General features: G+C 70.1%; 13 protein-coding genes. 1 reads left to right on the top strand and 12 read right to left on the bottom strand.

Translation table 11 applies throughout. The annotated features are described in order from the left end of the window. Positions 1 to 106 precede the first annotated feature (106 nt). The 11 genes from BN1555_RS24485 to BN1555_RS24435 form a co-directional block, all read right to left on the bottom strand. Positions 107 to 442, bottom strand: a complete 336-nt coding sequence (locus BN1555_RS24485; protein WP_093801393.1) for an RNA polymerase-binding protein RbpA — start codon at positions 440 to 442, stop codon at positions 107 to 109. A 203-nt stretch (positions 443 to 645) separates the two neighbouring features. After that, the gene (secG, locus tag BN1555_RS24480) at positions 646 to 876 is read right to left on the bottom strand and encodes a preprotein translocase subunit SecG (RefSeq protein ID WP_069929293.1); all 231 of its coding nucleotides are present in this window, start codon (positions 874 to 876) and stop codon (positions 646 to 648) included. Positions 877 to 998: 122 nt separating this feature from the next. Then, complete coding sequence (gene tpiA, locus BN1555_RS24475) at positions 999 to 1,775, bottom strand: triose-phosphate isomerase (RefSeq protein WP_093801392.1); 777 nt, start codon at positions 1,773 to 1,775, stop codon at positions 999 to 1,001. Positions 1,776 to 1,781: 6 nt separating this feature from the next. After that, a complete protein-coding gene (pgk, locus tag BN1555_RS24470) occupies positions 1,782 to 2,993 on the bottom strand; it encodes a phosphoglycerate kinase (RefSeq protein WP_093801391.1) in 1,212 nt (403 codons plus the stop codon). A gap of 104 nt (positions 2,994 to 3,097) precedes the next feature. Further along, positions 3,098 to 4,102: a type I glyceraldehyde-3-phosphate dehydrogenase gene (gene gap / locus BN1555_RS24465; RefSeq protein WP_028813908.1), complete on the bottom strand. Its 1,005-nt coding sequence runs from the start codon at positions 4,100 to 4,102 to the stop codon at positions 3,098 to 3,100. A gap of 210 nt (positions 4,103 to 4,312) precedes the next feature. After that, on the bottom strand, positions 4,313 to 7,300 hold the full coding sequence (locus BN1555_RS24460) for a M14 family metallopeptidase (RefSeq protein WP_093801390.1): 2,988 nt from the start codon (positions 7,298 to 7,300) through the stop codon (positions 4,313 to 4,315). Between the two features lie 151 nt (positions 7,301 to 7,451). Next, the gene (gene whiA, locus BN1555_RS24455; RefSeq protein ID WP_093801389.1) at positions 7,452 to 8,441 is read right to left on the bottom strand and encodes a DNA-binding protein WhiA; all 990 of its coding nucleotides are present in this window, start codon (positions 8,439 to 8,441) and stop codon (positions 7,452 to 7,454) included. Continuing rightward, a complete protein-coding gene (gene yvcK, locus BN1555_RS24450) occupies positions 8,432 to 9,466 on the bottom strand; it encodes a gluconeogenesis factor YvcK family protein (RefSeq protein WP_093801388.1) in 1,035 nt (344 codons plus the stop codon). The genes whiA and yvcK overlap by 10 nt, the downstream gene beginning before the upstream one ends. Next, the gene (rapZ, locus tag BN1555_RS24445) at positions 9,463 to 10,425 is read right to left on the bottom strand and encodes an RNase adapter RapZ (protein WP_093801387.1); all 963 of its coding nucleotides are present in this window, start codon (positions 10,423 to 10,425) and stop codon (positions 9,463 to 9,465) included. The genes yvcK and rapZ overlap by 4 nt, the downstream gene beginning before the upstream one ends. Further along, on the bottom strand, positions 10,422 to 12,473 hold the full coding sequence (uvrC, locus tag BN1555_RS24440; RefSeq protein WP_093801386.1) for an excinuclease ABC subunit UvrC: 2,052 nt from the start codon (positions 12,471 to 12,473) through the stop codon (positions 10,422 to 10,424). The genes rapZ and uvrC overlap by 4 nt, the downstream gene beginning before the upstream one ends. 77 nt (positions 12,474 to 12,550) lie before the next feature. Continuing rightward, entirely contained in the window at positions 12,551 to 12,976 is a 426-nt protein-coding gene (locus tag BN1555_RS24435) for a Rieske (2Fe-2S) protein (RefSeq protein ID WP_093801385.1), read from the bottom strand. Between the two features lie 143 nt (positions 12,977 to 13,119). On the opposite strand from BN1555_RS24435, the gene BN1555_RS24430 reads away from it, so the two are divergent. Then, the gene (locus BN1555_RS24430; protein WP_093801384.1) at positions 13,120 to 14,040 is read left to right on the top strand and encodes a carbohydrate kinase family protein; all 921 of its coding nucleotides are present in this window, start codon (positions 13,120 to 13,122) and stop codon (positions 14,038 to 14,040) included. 93 nt (positions 14,041 to 14,133) lie between these two features. Here the strand turns inward: BN1555_RS24430 and uvrA are convergent, their stop codons facing one another. Then, complete coding sequence (gene uvrA / locus BN1555_RS24425) at positions 14,134 to 17,136, bottom strand: excinuclease ABC subunit UvrA (protein WP_093801383.1); 3,003 nt, start codon at positions 17,134 to 17,136, stop codon at positions 14,134 to 14,136. Between the last annotated feature and the right edge of the window lie 147 nt (positions 17,137 to 17,283).

Raw genomic sequence — 17,283 nt, 5'->3', positions numbered from 1 at the left:
ACCGTAGAGGGTGCCACTGACAACCGGATCCGAGGAGCGGACCGGAGAGCGGACCGCACAAGCAGTCCGGCCGGACACCCGAAGGTGTCCGGCCGGATCGCAATTCCTAGATCTCGCCCCGCAGTTTCGCGAGAGCCTCGGCGAGAATCGCCTCGCCGTCCGCGTCGCTGCGCCGTTCCCGTACGTACGCGAGATGCGTTTTGTACGGCTCCGTGCGCGGCGGGGCCGGCGGATTGTCCCGGTCCTGTCCGGCCGGGAATCCGCAGCGCGGGCAGTCCCACGTGTCCGGAACCTGAGCGTCATGGGCGAAGCTCGGCTGCGTCTCGTGCCCGTTGGAACACCAGAAGGAGATGCGGAGACGGGGTGCGGACTCGCCGCGCTCGGCCTCACCCATCGGCCCCGCTCCGACCCGGCTTCCCCGGATCGCGTTGCCACTTGCCACGGTCGTAACTCCCTGCGTGATGGTGCTGCACTGCATCAATCAGCGGCTACCGCCGCGGAGTCGTCAAACAGCTCAGCTGCGAGCGCCCCACTCTACGCAGGACCCAACGCGCGTCCAGTGGCTGGAGTTGCACCCCTGCCGCACAGACGCGAGCCGTCGGCCCCATGATAGGCCGCGCTCCCGTCTGCGTACCGGACGACGGGTCAGCTGTCCAGCTTCATCAGCAGACCGAGCACGATAATGCAGGCAAACCACATCAGACCGATTACCACCGTGATGCGGTCGAGGTTGCGCTCGGCGACCGAGGACCCACCGACGGACGACTGCATGCCGCCACCGAACATGTCGGAGAGACCGCCGCCCTTCCCCTTGTGCATCAGAACCAGCAGCATCAGCAGCAGGCTGAAGACGATCAGGGCGATCGAGAACCCCATAACCACGGCTGGACCAACTTCCTCGGACTTCGGACTTCGGAGACGGACAACGGGGGCCGGACGGCTGTTGTGCAACAGCCCCGGCCCCCGCCAGGGTACGACGGATCGGCCCTACGGCCTACTCACTGGTCGCGGAACCGAATGATCTTGACGAACTCGTCGGCGTCCAGCGCCGCGCCGCCCACCAGGGCCCCGTCGACATCCGGCTGCGCCATGATCGCGGCGACGTTCCCGGACTTGACCGAGCCGCCGTACTGGATGCGGACCTTGTCGGCCAGCTCCTGCGAGTACAGCTCCGCGAGACGGCCGCGGATCGCTCCGCAGACCTCCTGCGCGTCCTCGGGAGTGGCGACCTCGCCGGTGCCGATGGCCCACACCGGCTCGTACGCGATCACGACGGACTCGGCCTGCTCGGCCGGGACGTCCTCGAGGCCGCCGTCGAGCTGGGCGAGCGTGTGCGCGACCTGGTTGCCCGCCTTGCGGACGTCGAGACCCTCGCCGACGCACAGGATCGGGGTCAGACCGTGCCTGTACGCGGCCTTCACCTTGGCGTTGCAGACCTCGTCGGTCTCGTTGTGGTACTGCCGGCGCTCGGAGTGCCCGACGGCGACGTACGCGCACTTGAGTTTGGCGAGCATCACGCCCGAGACCTCACCGGTGTACGCGCCGGAGTCGTGCGCCGAGATGTCCTGGGCGCCGTACTTGATCTTGAGCTTGTCGGCGTCCACCAGCGTCTGCACGGACCGCAGGTCCGTGAAGGGGGGCAGGACCGCGACCTCTACGGAGTCGTAGTCCTTGTCGGTGAGCGCGAAGGCGAGCTTCTGGACGTGCGCGATGGCCTCGAGGTGGTTGAGGTTCATCTTCCAGTTGCCCGCCATCAGCGGGGTGCGGGTGGTCATGAAGAGTCAGTCCTCCAGTGCGGCGAGGCCGGGAAGCGTCTTGCCTTCGAGGTATTCGAGGCTGGCGCCGCCACCGGTCGAGATGTGGCCGAATGCGTTCTCGTCGAAGCCCAGGATGCGGACGGCGGCGGCGGAGTCGCCACCACCGACCACCGTGAAGGCGGGGCTGTCGACGAGGGCCTGGGCGACCGCCTTGGTGCCCTCGGCGTAGTCGGGGTGCTCGAAGACGCCCATCGGACCGTTCCAGAAGACGGTGGCCGCGTCGGCGAGTTTCGATGCGTACAGCTTGCGGGTCTCGGGACCGATGTCCAGACCCTCCTGGTCGGCCGGGATGGCGTCCGCGGCGACCGTCGTCGGGTTCGCCGGAGCCTTCGTCCTGAGGTCCGGGAATTCGGCCGAGACCAGTACGTCGACGGGGAGCACGAACTCCACGCCCTTGGCCTTGGCCCGCTCCAGGTACTCCAGAACCGTCGGGATCTGGTCGGCCTGGAGCAGCGAGATGCCGACCTCGTGACCCTGGGCCTTGAGGAAGGTGTACGCCATGCCGCCGCCGACCAGGATGCGGTCGGCCTTCTCCAGCAGGTGGTCGATCACGCCGAGCTTGTCGGAGACCTTGGCGCCGCCGAGGGCCACGACGTACGGCCGCTCGACGACCTCCGTGAGCTTCTTCAGGACGCCGACCTCGGTGGCGATGAGGCCGCCGGCGACGTGCGGGAGCCGGGCCGGGAGGTCGTAGACCGAGGCGTGCTTGCGGTGCACGGCGCCGAAGCCGTCGCCGACGTACACGTCGGCGAGCTCGGCCAGCCGGTCCGCGAAGGCGCCGCGCTCGGCGTCGTCCTTCGAGGTCTCGCCGGCGTTGAAGCGGAGGTTCTCGATGACGGCGACCTTGCCGTTGCCGAGGTCCGCGACGACGGCCTTGGCGGACTCGCCGACCGTGTCGGTCGCGAAGGCGACCTCGGTGCCGAGGAGTTCACCGAGGCGCGCGGCGGCGGGGGCGAGCGAGAAGGCCGGCTCCGGGGCGCCCTTGGGGCGGCCCAGGTGCGAGGCGACGACGACGCGGGCACCCGCGGCGGCGAGCTTCTCGATCGTCGGCTGGACGGCCCGGATGCGGCCGTCGTCGGTGATGGTGGTGCCGTCGAGCGGCACGTTGAGGTCGGCGCGGACGAATACCCGCTTGCCCTCGACCCCTTCGGCGAGAAGTTCGTCGATCGTCTTCATCTGTTACTGGACTCCTTGGGAGACAAAACACGTGACAGGGCCCGGCCAGCGCCGCGTTGCGCTGGCCGAGCCCTGTGCTCACATCGAGGTGCCTGCCGGACGGATCAGAGCTGGCTGCCGACGAAGACCGTGAGGTCGACGAGGCGGTTGGAGTAGCCCCACTCGTTGTCGTACCAGCCGATGACCTTGACCTGGGTGCCCTCGGCCATGGTCAGCGAGGAGTCGAAGGTGCAGGACGCCGGCTCGTTGACGATGTCGGAGGACACGATCGGGTCGACCGTGTACTCGACGATGCCCTTGAGCTCGCCCTCGGCGGCCTTCTGGAAGGCCGCGTTGATCTCGTCCTTGGTGACCTCGCGCTCCAGCGTGATGACCAGGTCGGTGACCGAGCCGGTCGGGACCGGGACGCGCATCGCGATGCCGTCGAGCTTGCCCTTGAGCTGCGGGAGGACCAGCGCGGTGGCCTTGGCGGCGCCCGTGGTGGTCGGAATGATGTTCTCGGCGGCGGCGCGGGCGCGACGCAGGTCCGAGTGCGGGAAGTCCAGGATGCGCTGGTCGTTGGTGTACGCGTGCACCGTCGTCATCAGGCCCTTGACGATGCCGAAGTTCTCGTCGAGAACCTTGGCCATCGGCGCCACACAGTTGGTGGTGCAGGAGGCGTTGGAGATGACGTGGTGGTTGGCCGCGTCGTACTTGTCCTGGTTGACACCCATGACGATGGTAATGTCCTCGTTCTTGGCCGGAGCCGAGATGAGGACCTTCTTCGCACCACCGGCGAGGTGCTTCTCGGCATCCGCCTTCTTGGTGAAGATGCCGGTGGACTCGATCACGATGTCGACGCCCAGCTCGCCCCACGGGATGTCCGCCGGGTTGCGCTCGGACAGCACCTTGATGGTGTGGTCGTCGACGGTGATGGTGTCCGCCGTGTGCGACACCTCGGCCTTGAGGCGGCCGAGAATGGTGTCGTACTTCAGCAGGTGTGCCGTGGTCGCAGTGTCACCCAGGTCGTTGACAGCCACGATCTCGATGTCCGCACCCTGCTCCAGCAGCGCCCGGAAGTAGTTGCGCCCGATGCGGCCGAAGCCGTTGATGCCTACGCGGATCGTCACGAAACCGATCTCCTCGTTGGTACGCCGGGTTTCGACGCCGGCGAGATGTATGGGATGTCCCCGACCGCTTCCGACCCTACCTCTACGCGGCGCTGTGGGTGACATCGAGCGGCCCCGGACGCGGCCCGGAGGTCCGTACTCCCCAGTAGGATTACGGACCTCCGGTACCTGCGGCCCTTCCGGGGCCGGTTACGCAGAGTCAGCGCGGAGTCAGTGCCGCAGCGAACCCAGCGCCTTGCCCAGCAGCGCGGTCCGCTCCGCGGCGTCCTGCACGTGTTCCAGGCCGAACCCGAACAGAACGGTGTCACGTGTAGTGACTGCCGCATAGGACTTGAACAGCTCACCCGACCGGGCCCAGTCGCCCCCGGCAGCGGGGCTCCCGGCCGGGGCCCCGGGGGCCGTCCAGGCGCCGAGCGAGGTCTCGAACCCCTCGCTCTCCCTGTCGGCCCCTCCGACGGTCAGCCGCGCGTCGTCCACGAAGACGCCGCGGCCGCCGCTGCCGGGGTCGGTGATGGAGCTGAGCGCCAGCTCGACCTTCTTGCCCGCGTAGGCGCTGAGGTCGAAGGAGACCTGCTTCCAGCCGCCGGACGAGCCGGTGAAGCTGTTCCACGCGCCGGTGCTGCCGGTCGCCCGGCAGCCGCCCGCCTCCAGGGTGAGGTAGTGCCGCAGGAAGGGGTGGCCGTTGATGAAGTAGCCCTGGTCGCACTCGGCCGGGACGGCTGTCCTGGTGGCGCCGCCCTCCTCGGGAAGCGTCGTCCAGTCCTCGGCTCCCTCGGTATGCGCCTCCAGGACCGCGTGGTCGTAGGCGTTCTCGGTGTTCCAGTTGAGGGCGAGACGCAGCTGCGGCTTGTCGGCGGCGCTCACCGCGGTGAGGTCGACCGTACGGGCGAGGCGCTTCCAGTCGCCGTCCTCGTGCGCGGCGGCCGCCATCCACTGGCCCGTGTGCGGGGCGTACGGGTTGGTGATCCCGTCGTACCGGCCCGCCTGCGCGCTCCGGAACTGCGGGAACCGGTCGGCGGGCAGCGTGTCCGAGGTGACGGTGTACGCGCCCGCCGCGTCCAGCGGGTTTCCGGGTGCTCCCGTGAGCGGTCCGGCCGTTCCCGCGAGCGGTCCCGCGCCGGTGAACCCGGTGGCACCGCCGGCGTTCGTACGTCCGTAGGCACCGAGGTAGTACTGGCTGAAGTCGTCGGTGACGGCCGGGCCGACGACCGCGTTGCCGCCCGCCATCTCACCGGCCTCGATCAGCTTGCCGCCCTCGTTGAGGAAGGCGCGTACGGCCGTCTGGGTGGGGCCGGCGGGCGCCTTGGCGCCGGTGTAGTGGACAGCGGTGCGGAAGTGGGAGAGGACGCCGAGGGCGTGCGGTGCGCCCTGGGTGGCGACGTCCCAGACGGCGGCGGTGCGGCCGTTCGCCCTGAGGGCGTCGACGTACTTCCGGGCGTGCTGCGCGGGCGCGCCCTCTTCGGCGATCACCAGGGTGTCCGCGTGGGAACGCTCGGCGACCGTGTACGTGAAGTGCTCGCTGGAGGTGCGCTTGCCCGCCTTGGTGCGGCCGGTGAACCAGACCTCCACCGTGTCGCCCGGCCCGGCGTCCTCGACCTCCGCGCGGTACTCGTCGAACCAGAGGTTGTCCTCGCCGCCGTACGTCTCGCCGCCCTTCCAGCGCTCCAGGTCCTCGTCGTGCGTACGGCCTCCGTTGACGCGGTAGTTGAGCTCCTTGTCGCGTACGGACTTGCGGGCCGTGACGGCGACCTCCTGGTCACCGCCGCGCGCCGCGTAGGAGGTCGCGAAGGTGTCGGGTGTGAAGTCGGGGGCGGCCATGCCGACGGGCGAGGACGGCCGGTCGGGGTGGGCGGCGGTCTCCGCGACGGAGAGGGCGAAGGGGATGTTCTTGGCGAACTCCGCCTGGATCAGTTTCTCGTCGTCGGGGAAGTTGAAGCCGGACTGGCAGTCCTGCGGCTTCCACTGGTCGTCGGGGTCGATGTTCGACGCCGTCTGGCAGGTGGTCATCTCCGGGGTGAACATCATCGTGCCGTTGACGTTGGCCGCGTGTCCGTCGGCCTCGCCGTTGGTGGTGTAGAGCTCGGAGGAGACCTGTGGGTGGTACCCGGGGACGGCCGGCTTCTCGGGCGTGCCCGCGAGCGCCCTGTAGAGCACGTCGTCGGGGCTCGGGGTGGCGACCTGCCAGCCGACGCCGTAGAGGATCAGCTCGGCGGCGGAGTGGTAGTTGATGCCGTACTCGAAACCGATGCGCTTCTGGAAGCGGTCGAGCACCCGGGTCTCGGGCTCGGACATGGGGGACGCGCCGCGGTAGGTGGCACTGGCGGGGTTCGGCGAGGAGCCCTCGTTGTCGTAGCCCCACTTGTACGCGAAGTTGCGGTTGAGGTCGACGCCGTCGCTCGCGGTGTACTTGCCGTCGGCGTCGATGTCGCGCATGTTCTTGCGCCAGAGGCGGTCGCCGTCCGGGTCGTGGGTCCAGTCGTAGCCGTCCGGGTTGGCGGAGAGCACGAACCACAGCTCGGTGGAGTCCACGATCTTCGTGATGCGGCGGTCCTTGCCGTACCGGTCCAGGTAGTGGTGCATCAGCCGCCGGGTCATCTCCGGGGTGATCCACTCACGGGCGTGCTGGTTGGACAGGTACAGCACGGAGGGCTTGGCGCCGTCCTTGGTCTTCTTCGCGCCCTTGGTGAGCTTGAGGGCGAGGATGTCCTTGCCCTGGAGGGTCTTGCCGATGGAGACGACCTTGGTGAGGTCGGGGTGCGCCTGCCCCGTCCTGACGATCTCCTCCTGGAGATTGCCCTTGCCGCTGTACGGGCGGTAGACGCCGTCCCCGGCGGCGGCGAGGCGCGACTGGGTCTTCGTCGAGACCTTGCGCTCGGTGAGGTTCCTGACGCCCTTGGCGGCCAGTTCCCCGGCCTGGGCGTCGGTGAGGAAGAGCTCGACGCGCGCCGTGCCCTTCTCCGGCGCCCGTTCGCCCATCTCGTGGGCGTCCTGCCCGGCCGCCAGGAGCAGGGGGATCTGCGCCCTGGTGACGTCCGCGTTGAACACCTTGACGGCGTCGGCGCTCATGTCGGCGCTGTCCGCTCCGGCGCTCCCGGGTCCGGCGCTCCCCGCTCCCTCAGCCTGGGCGACGGGCGCTGCCACCACACCGCCGAGCAGCAACGCGCCCGCTGCGAGGATCGATCTCGCTCTGCGTCTCATGAGCCACCTTTGCTGTTGTCTGCCACGTAAGTGAACAAGCGCCAGGCTCATGACAGTCCATGGTCATGTCAATAGCGCGTCAGGGGTTGTGAAAAGCCGCCGCCGGCACCCCGTGGGGCACCGGCAGCGGCCAGTCGTACGGCGGGAGCGGTCAGCCGATCAGCCCGTCGGCCATTTCCTCGGTGATCGTGGACTCCGTGCCGGGGATGCCGAGGTCCTGGGCCCGCTTGTCGGCCATGGCCAGCAGACGGCGGATCCGGCCGGCGACCGCGTCCTTCGTCAGCGGCGGGTCGGCCAGCGCGCCCAGCTCCTCCAGAGATGCCTGCTTGTGGTCCATGCGCAGCCGCCCGGCGGCGGCGAGGTGCTCGGGCACCTCATCGCCGAGGATCTCCAGCGCACGCCCCACCCGGGCCCCCGCGGCGACCGCGGCCCTCGCGGAGCGGCGCAGGTTCGCGTCGTCGAAGTTGGCCAGGCGGTTGGCGGTGGCGCGGACCTCGCGGCGCATCCGCCGCTCCTCCCAGGCCAGCACGGACTCGTGCGCGCCGAGGCGGGTCAGCAGGGCGCCGATCGCGTCCCCGTCCCGTACGACGACGCGGTCCACGCCGCGCACCTCGCGCGCCTTGGCCCCGATGGAGAGTCGGCGGGCGGCACCGACCAGGGCGAGGGCGGCCTCGGGCCCCGGGCAGGTGACCTCCAGCGAGGAGGAACGGCCGGGCTCGGTGAGCGAGCCGTGGGCGAGGAACGCGCCGCGCCAGGCGGCCTCGGCGTCGCACGTGGCGCCGGAGACGACCTGCGGGGGCAGCCCGCGGATGGGCCGGCCGCGGCCGTCGACCAGGCCGGTCTGGCGGGCCAGCTGGTCGCCGCCCGCCACCACCCGTACGAGATAACGGGAACCGCGGCGCAGTCCGCTCGGCGCCATCACCACCAGCTCCGAGTGGTGCCCGAAAATCTCAAGAATGTCCTTCTTGAGTCTTCGGGCGGCGAAGCTCACGTCCAGCTCCGCCTCGATCACAATCCGGCCGCTCACCAGGTGCAGCCCGCCCGCGAACCGAAGAATCGCCGAGACCTCCGCCTTCCTGCAGCAGGTCCGGGTGACGGGGAGCCGGGAGATTTCGTCCTTCACCGCTGCCGTCATCGCCATGGGCCGATCCTTCCATGCATCCGAAAAATACGGTCGTACGCGGCGGCCAACAGCTCCGGATCATGGACCGGGGAACCGTCGGGCGCGGCGACCGGCGCCAGCTCGACCGCGGCTCCGAACCGCTTGGCGGCATCGGCGAGAGACTCGCGATCGGGCACGGCAGCCTCGTCGGCCAACACCACGTCCAGGGCGAGTTTAGGGGCGTGTCGTCCCAAAACCTCCAAATGACGCTGCGGAGAGAAGCCATCGGTTTCTCCGGGTTGCGGCGCGAGATTGAGCGACAGGACCCGGCGGGCCCTCGTCTCGACGAGGGCGTCGAGCAGCTCGGGCACCAGGAGGTGCGGGATCACGGAGGAGAACCAGGAGCCGGGACCGAGCACCACCCAGTCCGCGTCACGGACGGCGGCGACGGCCTCCGGGACGGCCGGCGGGTTCTGCGGGATCAGGTGCACGGACTGCACCTCGCCGGGGGTGAGCGCCACGGTCGCCTGGCCGCGGACCGTGTCCACCTCGTCGGGGCGCCGGGGGTCGTGCCCCCGTACGAGCGCCTGGAGCTCCAGCGGCACGGCGGACATGGGCAGCACCCGGCCGTGCGCGCCGAGCAGCTTGCCGACCAGGTCGAGGGCCTGGACATGGTCGCCGAGCTGCTCCCACAGGGCGACGATCAGCAGATTGCCGACGGCGTGGTCGTGCAGGTCGCCGCGGCTGGAGAAGCGGTGCTGGATGACGCGCGACCAGGTCTGGCCCCAGTCGTCGTCCCCGCACAGCGCGGCGAGCGCCTTGCGCAGGTCACCCGGCGGCAGTACGCCCAGTTCGTCGCGGAGCCGCCCGCTGGAGCCGCCGTCGTCGGCGACCGTGACCACCGCGGTCAGGTCGCCGGTGATGCGGCGCAGCGCCGTGAGCGACGCGGAAAGCCCCATGCCGCCGCCGAGGGCGACGACTTTGGGCTGGGCACCGCGTTTGCGCAACGGCCGCGCGGCATCGCTGCCACGCAGCCGGCGCAGGCGGAAATTGCGTCCGGTCACTCGCGCCCCATGTCCCGGTGGACGAGGACGGTCTCGACGCCTTCGGAGGAGAGGCGGGCGGCCAGCTTCTCGGACATGGCGACGCTGCGGTGCTTGCCTCCCGTACAGCCGACGGCGATGGTGACGTAACGCTTGCCCTCACGGCGGTAGCCGGCGGCGATGAGCTGGAGCAGCTCGGTGTACTGGTCGAGGAACTCCTTGGCGCCCGGCTGGTTGAAGACGTAGCCGGAGACCTCCTCGTTGAGGCCGGTGAAGGGGCGGAGCTCCGGGACCCAGTGGGGGTTCGGCAGGAAGCGGCAGTCGACGACGAGGTCGGCGTCGACCGGCAGGCCGTACTTGTAGCCGAAGGACATGACCGTGGCGCGCAGCTGCGGCTCGTCGTCGCCCGCGAACTGGGCGTCCATCTTGGCGCGCAGTTCGTGGACGTTGAGGCTGGAGGTGTCGATGACCAGGTCGGCGTCGCCGCGCAGCTCGCGCAGCAGGTCGCGCTCGGCCGCGATGCCGTCGGTGATCCTGCCGTCGCCCTGCAGCGGGTGGGGGCGGCGTACGGACTCGAAACGGCGCACCAGGGCGTCGTCCGAGGACTCCAGGAAGACGATCCGGCGGGTGACCCCCTTGGCGTCCAGGTCGGCCAGGGACTCGCGGAGGTTGTCGAAGAAGCGCCGGCCGCGGACGTCCACGACGACGGCGATACGGGCGACATTGCCCTGCGAGCGGGCGCCGAGCTCCACCATGGTGGGGATCAGCGCGGGCGGCAGGTTGTCGACGACGAACCAGCCGAGGTCTTCGAGGCACTTCGCGGCGGTACTGCGGCCCGCTCCCGACATGCCCGAGATGATCACCAGCTCGGGGATGGCCGCCTCGGCCGCCTCACCGTTGTGCCCGTTGTGCCCGGTCTCGCCGGTTTCCCCGGTCGTGCCCGTACTCACGTGTGCTCCGTCTCCGTCGTGCTCGGTCATTCCTGCTGCCCCCGTTCCGACGGGGAGAACGCGGCCGTGGTGGCGGCGGATTCCTCGTCGTCTTCAATGATCTCTCCTGTCGCCGTGTTCACGGCGGGCGCGGCCGGCGTGGCCTGCGCGAGGAACGCGGCGACGGTCTCGGCCGTCCTGCGGCCTATCCCCGGAACCTCGCAGATCTGGTCGATTGTGGCGGACCGGAGCTTCTTCACCGAACCGAAATGCTTGATCAGGGCGTGCTTCCGCGTCTCGCCGAGGCCGGGCACCTCGTCGAGCGGGCCCGCCCTGAAGCGCTTGGCGCGCTTGGCGCGCTGGTAGCGGATGGCGAAGTCGTGGGCCGTGTCACGCACCCGCTGGAGGAGGTAGAGACCCTCGCTGCTGCGGGGCAGGACCACCGGGTCGTCCTCGCCCGGCAGCCAGACCTCTTCGAGGCGCTTGGCGAGACCGCAGACGGCGACGTCGTCGATGCCGAGCTCGTCGAGGGCGCGCTGGGCGGCGGCCACCTGGGGCTGTCCGCCGTCGACGACGACGAGCTGCGGAGGGTACGCGAAACGCCTGGGCCTGCCGTCGTCCTCCGGCTGCGGCCCGGCGGGCACCTCCAGGACCCCGGTCCCCCCGGCCCCGCCCTCCTCGGTCCACTCCCCCGTCTTCTCCTTCTCCTGGAGGTAGCGGCGGAAGCGGCGGGTGAGCACCTCGTGCATGGCACGGACGTCGTCCTGGCCCTCGAAGCTCTTGATCTGGAAGCGGCGGTACTCGCTCTTGCGGGGCAGGCCGTCCTCGAAGACGACCATGGAGGCCACCACGTCGTCGCCCTGGAGGTGGGAGATGTCGAAGCACTCGATGCGCAGTGGGGCGGAGTCCAGTCCGAGCGCCTCGGCGATCTCCTCCAGGGCGCGGGAACGGGTGGTCAGGTCGGACGCGCGCTTGGTCTTGTGCAGGACGAGGGCCTGCTGGGCGTTGCGCAGGACCGTCGCCATCAGGTCCTTCTTGTCGCCGCGCTGCGGGATGCGCAGCGAGACGTTCGAGCCGCGCCGCCCGGCGAGCCACTGGGAGACCGCCGGGGCGTCCTCGGGCAGGGCCGGTACGAGGACCTCCTTGGGCACCGCGTCGCCCTGCTCCTCGCCGTACAGCTGCTGGAGCGCGTGCTCGACGAGTCCCGCGGTGTCGACGGCCTCGACCTTGTCGGTGACCCAGCCGCGCTGGCCGCGGACCCGGCCGCCGCGTACGTGGAAGATCTGGACGGCCGCTTCCAGCTCGTCCTCGGCGACGGCGATCAGGTCGGCGTCGGTGGCGTCGTTGAACACCACCGCGTTCTTCTCCAGGGCGCGGCGCAGGGCCCCTATGTCGTCGCGCAGGCGGGCGGCCTTCTCGTACTCCATGTCCTCGGCGGCCTCGCGCATCTGCTGTTCGAGGCGCTTGAGGTACTGGCCGGTGCGGCCGGCCATGAAGTCGCAGAACTCCTCGGCCAGTTCCCGGTGCTCCCCGGGTGTGACGCGGCCCACGCAGGGCGCGGAGCACTTGCCGATATAGCCCAGGAGGCAGGGGCGGCCGGTCCTCGCGGCGTTCTTGAAGACGCCGGCCGAGCAGGTGCGCACGGGAAAGACGCGGAGCATCAGGTCGACGGTCTCGCGGATCGCCCAGGCGTGTCCGTACGGGCCGAAATAGCGCACGCCCTTCTTCTTGGGGCCGCGCATGACCTGGACCCTGGGGAACTCCTCGCCCAGCGTCACCGCGAGGGACGGGTAGCTCTTGTCGTCGCGGTACTTGACGTTGAAACGGGGGTCGTACTCCTTGATCCAGGAGTACTCCAGCTGGAGCGCCTCGACCTCCGTGGAGACCACCGTCCACTCGACGGACGCGGCCGTGGTGACCATGGTGCGGGTGCGCGGGTGGAGATTGGCCAGGTCCTGGAAGTACGAGGAGAGGCGTGGGCGCAGGCTCTTCGCCTTCCCGACGTAGATCACCCGGCGGTGCTCGTCGCGGAATTTGTAGACCCCCGGCGAGTCGGGGATCTGTCCCGGTTTGGGGCGGTAGCTGGAGGGGTCTGCCATGCCACACACCCTACTTGCGGGCAGTGACAACGCGGGGGGCCGGAGGGCGGGAAGGCGGGCGGGACGGGCGGGGCGGATCAGGCCTCCGGGCCTGCGACGAGCTTGCCGCCCTCGACCTTGACCGGTATCGCGGGCAGCGACACGGTCGCCGGGCCCTGGAGCACGTCCCCCGTCGTCACGTCGAAACGGCTGCCGTGGCAGGGGCAGTTGCCCTCCTCCTTCTCGATCTTGTCCAGGACGCAGCCCGCGTGCGTGCACTGCGCGCTGAACGCCTTGAACTCGCCCTCGGCCGGGCAGCTGACGATGATGCGCTGCTCGCGGTAGAGCTTGGAGCCGCCGACCGGGACCTCGTCCGGCGCGCCGAGACTCACGGGCGTGGACGGCAGCGGCTTGGCGTGGCCGAGCTTCGACTCGGTGGAGCAGGCCGCCACCCCCAGTCCTGCCGCGCCGGCGAGGACGGCGCCCTTCAGCACGGTGCGGCGGGGGGCTGACTGGCCGGACATGAGGGCTCCACTGGTCAGGGGTGCGGTGACAGACCCGACGATACCGGCGGAGATCGGCGGCCCTCGCACGGGCTGCCCTGCGGCTGCCCTCCTGGTGTCCTCCGGGCTGTCCTGCGGGGCTGCGATGGGTTACGTTCGGGCCCGTGATCGTCGTCGCCGGAGAGTCCCTGATCGACCTGGTGCCGCAGGGGACGGGCGCACTGGCGCCTCTGCTGCCGCGGCTCGGCGGCGGGCCGTACAACACCGCTGTCGCCCTGGGGCGGCTGGGCGCCCGCACCACGTTCTGCTCCCGCGTCTCGACGGACGGCTTCGGCGAGGCTCTCGTCGACGGGCTGCGGGCGGCCGGGGTGGACACCTCGCTCCTGCAGCGCGGCCCGGAGCCGACGACGCTGGCGGTGGCGACGCTGGGGGCCGACGGGTCGGCCGGGTACGGCTTCTACGCCGAAGGCAGCGCGGACCGCCTCTTCGAGCTGCCGGCCGCGCCGCTCCCCTCCGGCGTACGGGCGCTGGCGCTCGGCACGTGTTCGCTGGTGCTGGAGCCGGGGGCGAGCGCGTACGAGGCGCTGCTGCGGCGTGAGGCGGGGCGCGGACTGTTCACCCTGCTCGATCCGAACGTCAGGGCCGGTCTGATCCCGGACCCGGACGCCTACCGGGCCCGCTTCGAGAGCTGGCTTCCGTACGTCTCGCTGCTGAAGCTGTCGGAGGACGACGCGGCGTGGCTGGGCGGGTCGGTGGAGGAGTGGCTGGCGGCCGGGCCCGCGGCGGTGGTGCTGACGCGGGGCGCGGAGGGGCTGACGGTACGGACGCGGGGCGGGGCGGCCCTGGACGTCCCGGCGGTACGGGGCGAGGTGGCCGACACGATCGGCGCGGGCGACACGGTGAACGCGGCGCTGCTGCACCGGCTCTCGGCCCACGGCGCGCTGTCGGCGGGGGCGCCTGCGGCGCTGTCGGCGCTGGCCACGGCCGCCTGGGCCGACATCCTGGCCTTCGCGGCCCGCGCGGCCGCCATCACGTGCTCCCGCCCGGGCGCGGATCCGCCGTACGCGACGGAGCTGGCGCCGTAGGGCCGGCGCGTCCGGCGGAGCCTTTCGCTCTGCCCGCCCACGCGTGCGGCCCCTCGCCCGGGCTCGGGCGAGGGGCCGCACGGGAAACGCGTGTCACGCCTTGCGGGAGCGCACCGCCTTCGCAGGAACGGCCGCACCCGCGGCCTTCTTCGCGGTGCCCGTCTTCACCGTCGCCGACTTCCGCGCCGGGGCCGACTTCGCCGCCACCGCCCGCTTCGCCGGTGCCTTCTTCTTCACCGGGGTCGCGTCGCTCACCCGGTCGCCCAGGATGTCCCGGAGGAACTTGCCCGTGTGACTGGCCGGCACCGCGGCCACCTGCTCGGGGGTGCCCTCGGCGACGACCAGGCCACCGCCGCTGCCGCCCTCCGGCCCCATGTCGACCACCCAGTCGGCCGTCTTGATGACGTCCATGTTGTGCTCGATGACGATCACCGAGTTGCCCTTGTCGACCAGGCCCGACAGGACCTTGATGAGCTTCGAGATGTCCTCGAAGTGCAGACCCGTGGTCGGCTCGTCCAGGACGTACACCGTGCGCCCCGTGGAGCGCTTCTGGAGCTCGGAAGCGAGCTTCACGCGCTGCGCCTCGCCGCCGGAAAGGGTCGGTGCCGACTGGCCGAGGCGGACGTACCCGAGACCCACCTCGGTGAGGGTCCTGAGGTGACGGGCGATCGTCGGGACGGCCTCGAAGAAGTCCAGGGCCTCCTCGATCGGCATGTCCAGCACCTCGGCGATGGACTTGCCCTTGTAGTGGACCTCCAGGGTCTCCCGGTTGTAGCGCGCCCCGTGGCAGACCTCGCACGGGACGTACACGTCCGGCAGGAAGTTCATCTCGATCTTGATCGTGCCGTCGCCCGAGCAGTTCTCGCAGCGGCCGCCCTTGACGTTGAAGGAGAAGCGGCCCGGCAGGTAGCCGCGCACCTTCGCCTCCATGGTCTCCGCGAACAGCTTGCGCACGTTGTCGAAGACACCGGTGTACGTCGCCGGGTTGGACCGGGGCGTCCGGCCGATGGGCGACTGGTCGACGTGGACGACCTTGTCGACGAGGTCGTCGCCCTCCACGCGCGTGTGGCGGCCCGGCACCGTGCGGGCGCCGTTCAGCTCGCGTGCCAGGTGCGTGTAGAGGATGTCGTTGACCAGCGTCGACTTCCCGGATCCGGAGACGCCGGTGACGGCCGTCAGCACGCCGAGCGGGAACGACACATCGATGTCGCGCAGGTTGTTCTCACGGGCGCCGTGGACGGTGAGCTGCCGCGCGGGGTCCACGGGGCGGCGGACGTCCGGCATGGCGATGGACTTCTCGCCGGCCAGGTACTGGCCGGTGACGGACGCCTTGTTGTCCAGCAGTTCCTTGAGGGAGCCGCTGTGGACGACCTTTCCGCCGTGCTCGCCCGCGCCCGGGCCGATGTCGACGATCCAGTCGGCCACCTTGATGGTGTCCTCGTCGTGCTCGACGACGATCAGGGTGTTGCCCATGTCACGCAGCCGGACCAGCGTCTCGATGAGGCGGTGGTTGTCGCGCTGGTGCAGGCCGATGGAGGGCTCGTCCAGGACGTACAGCACGCCGACGAGGCCGGAGCCGATCTGGGTGGCGAGCCGGATGCGCTGCGCCTCGCCACCGGACAGCGTGCCGGCCGCGCGGTTGAGCGACAGGTAGTCGAGGCCGACATCGACCAGGAACTTCAGCCGCTCGTTGACCTCCTTGAGCACGCGCTCGGCGATCTTCTTGTCGCGGGCGTTCAGCGTCAGCTCGCCCAGGAAGTCCGCGCAGTCGCTGATCGACATCGCCGAGACCTCGGCGATGGACTTCTCCATGACCGTGACGGCGAGGACCAGGGGCTTGAGGCGGGTGCCGTGGCAGGTCGGGCAGGGCACCTCGCGCATGTAGCCCTCGAAGCGCTCCCTGCTGGAGTCGCTCTCGGCCTCGGAGTGGCGCCGCTTGACGAACGGCACCGCGCCCTCGAAGGACGTGGTGTACGCCCGCTCGCGTCCGTACCTGTTGCGGTAGCGGACCTCGATCTGGGTCTTGTGGCCGTGCAGCAGGGCCTTCTTGGCGCGCTGCGGCAGTCCCGCCCACGGGATGTCCGTACGGAAGCCGAGGGCGTCGGAGAGCGCGCCGACGAGGCGCGCGAAGTAGTCCTTGGACTGCCCGTGGGACCAGGGGTTGATCGCGCCCTCGTCGAGGGACTTGTCCTCGTCCGGGACGATCAGCTCCGGGTCGACCTCCATGCGCGTACCGATGCCGGTGCAGTCCGGGCAGGCGCCGAAGGGCGAGTTGAAGGAGAAGGACCTCGGCTCCAGCTCCTCGAACGACAGGTCGTCGTACGTGCAGTAGAGGTGCTCGGAGTACATCCGCTCACGCTCGGGGTCGTCGGCGGGGAGGTCGACGAAGTCGAGGATGACCATGCCGCCGGCCAGTCCGAGGGCGGTCTCCACCGAGTCGGTGAGCCGGCGCTTGGCGCTGTCCTTCACCGTCAGGCGGTCGATGACCACCTCGATGGTGTGCTTCTCCTGCTTCTTGAGCTTGGGCGGCTCGCTCAGCTGGATGGTCTCGCCGTCGACCCGGGCACGGCTGTACCCCTTGGTCTGGAGGTCGGCGAAGAGGTCGACGAACTCGCCCTTGCGCTCCCGCACCAGCGGGGACAGGACCTGGAAGCGGCTGCCCTCGGGCAGCTCGAGCACCTTGTCGACAATGGCCTGCGGCGACTGGCGCGTGATCGGCCGGCCGCACTCGGGACAGTGCGGCTTGCCGATACGGGCGAACAGCAGGCGGAGGTAGTCGTAGACCTCGGTGATGGTGCCGACCGTCGAACGCGGGTTGCGCGAGGTCGACTTCTGGTCGATGGACACCGCGGGCGACAGACCCTCGATGAAGTCCACGTCGGGCTTGTCCATCTGGCCCAGGAACTGGCGGGCGTAGGAGGAGAGCGACTCGACGTACCGGCGCTGCCCCTCGGCGAAGATCGTGTCGAACGCGAGGGACGACTTGCCCGATCCGGAGAGCCCGGTGAACACGATGAGGGAGTCACGCGGGAGGTCGAGCGAGACGTTCTTGAGGTTGTGCTCGCGAGCGCCACGAACGATGAGACGGTCGGCCACGCCGGTCCGCACCTTTCTTGAGAGAGGCAGAGAGGACTGAGCCCCCCGGTTCTCAGATCTATGGGGGTAACCACAGCGAGGTGGTAAGGATTCCTGATGCCTCCGACGAGCCTATAGCACGTGCATTCGATTTATGGCCTCACTCAA

It is taken from the genome of Streptomyces sp. Wb2n-11 (assembly GCF_001049855.1).
Lineage (GTDB): Bacteria > Actinomycetota > Actinomycetes > Streptomycetales > Streptomycetaceae > Streptomyces > Streptomyces altiplanensis.
This window is presented reverse-complemented; position numbering and strand designations above follow the sequence as displayed.

Excerpts from the sequence above, each read along its gene's own strand:
- secG (WP_069929293.1), bottom strand. The coding sequence starts at position 876 with ATGGGGTTCTCGATCGCCCTGATCGTCTTCAGCCTGCTGCTGATGCTG.
- tpiA (WP_093801392.1), bottom strand. The coding sequence starts at position 1,775 with ATGACCACCCGCACCCCGCTGATGGCGGGCAACTGGAAGATGAACCTC.
- pgk (WP_093801391.1), bottom strand. The coding sequence starts at position 2,993 with ATGAAGACGATCGACGAACTTCTCGCCGAAGGGGTCGAGGGCAAGCGG.
- BN1555_RS24460 (WP_093801390.1), bottom strand. The coding sequence starts at position 7,300 with ATGAGACGCAGAGCGAGATCGATCCTCGCAGCGGGCGCGTTGCTGCTC.
- whiA (WP_093801389.1), bottom strand. The coding sequence starts at position 8,441 with ATGGCGATGACGGCAGCGGTGAAGGACGAAATCTCCCGGCTCCCCGTC.
- rapZ (WP_093801387.1), bottom strand. The coding sequence starts at position 10,425 with ATGACCGAGCACGACGGAGACGGAGCACACGTGAGTACGGGCACGACC.
- uvrC (WP_093801386.1), bottom strand. The coding sequence starts at position 12,473 with ATGGCAGACCCCTCCAGCTACCGCCCCAAACCGGGACAGATCCCCGAC.
- BN1555_RS24435 (WP_093801385.1), bottom strand. The coding sequence starts at position 12,976 with ATGTCCGGCCAGTCAGCCCCCCGCCGCACCGTGCTGAAGGGCGCCGTC.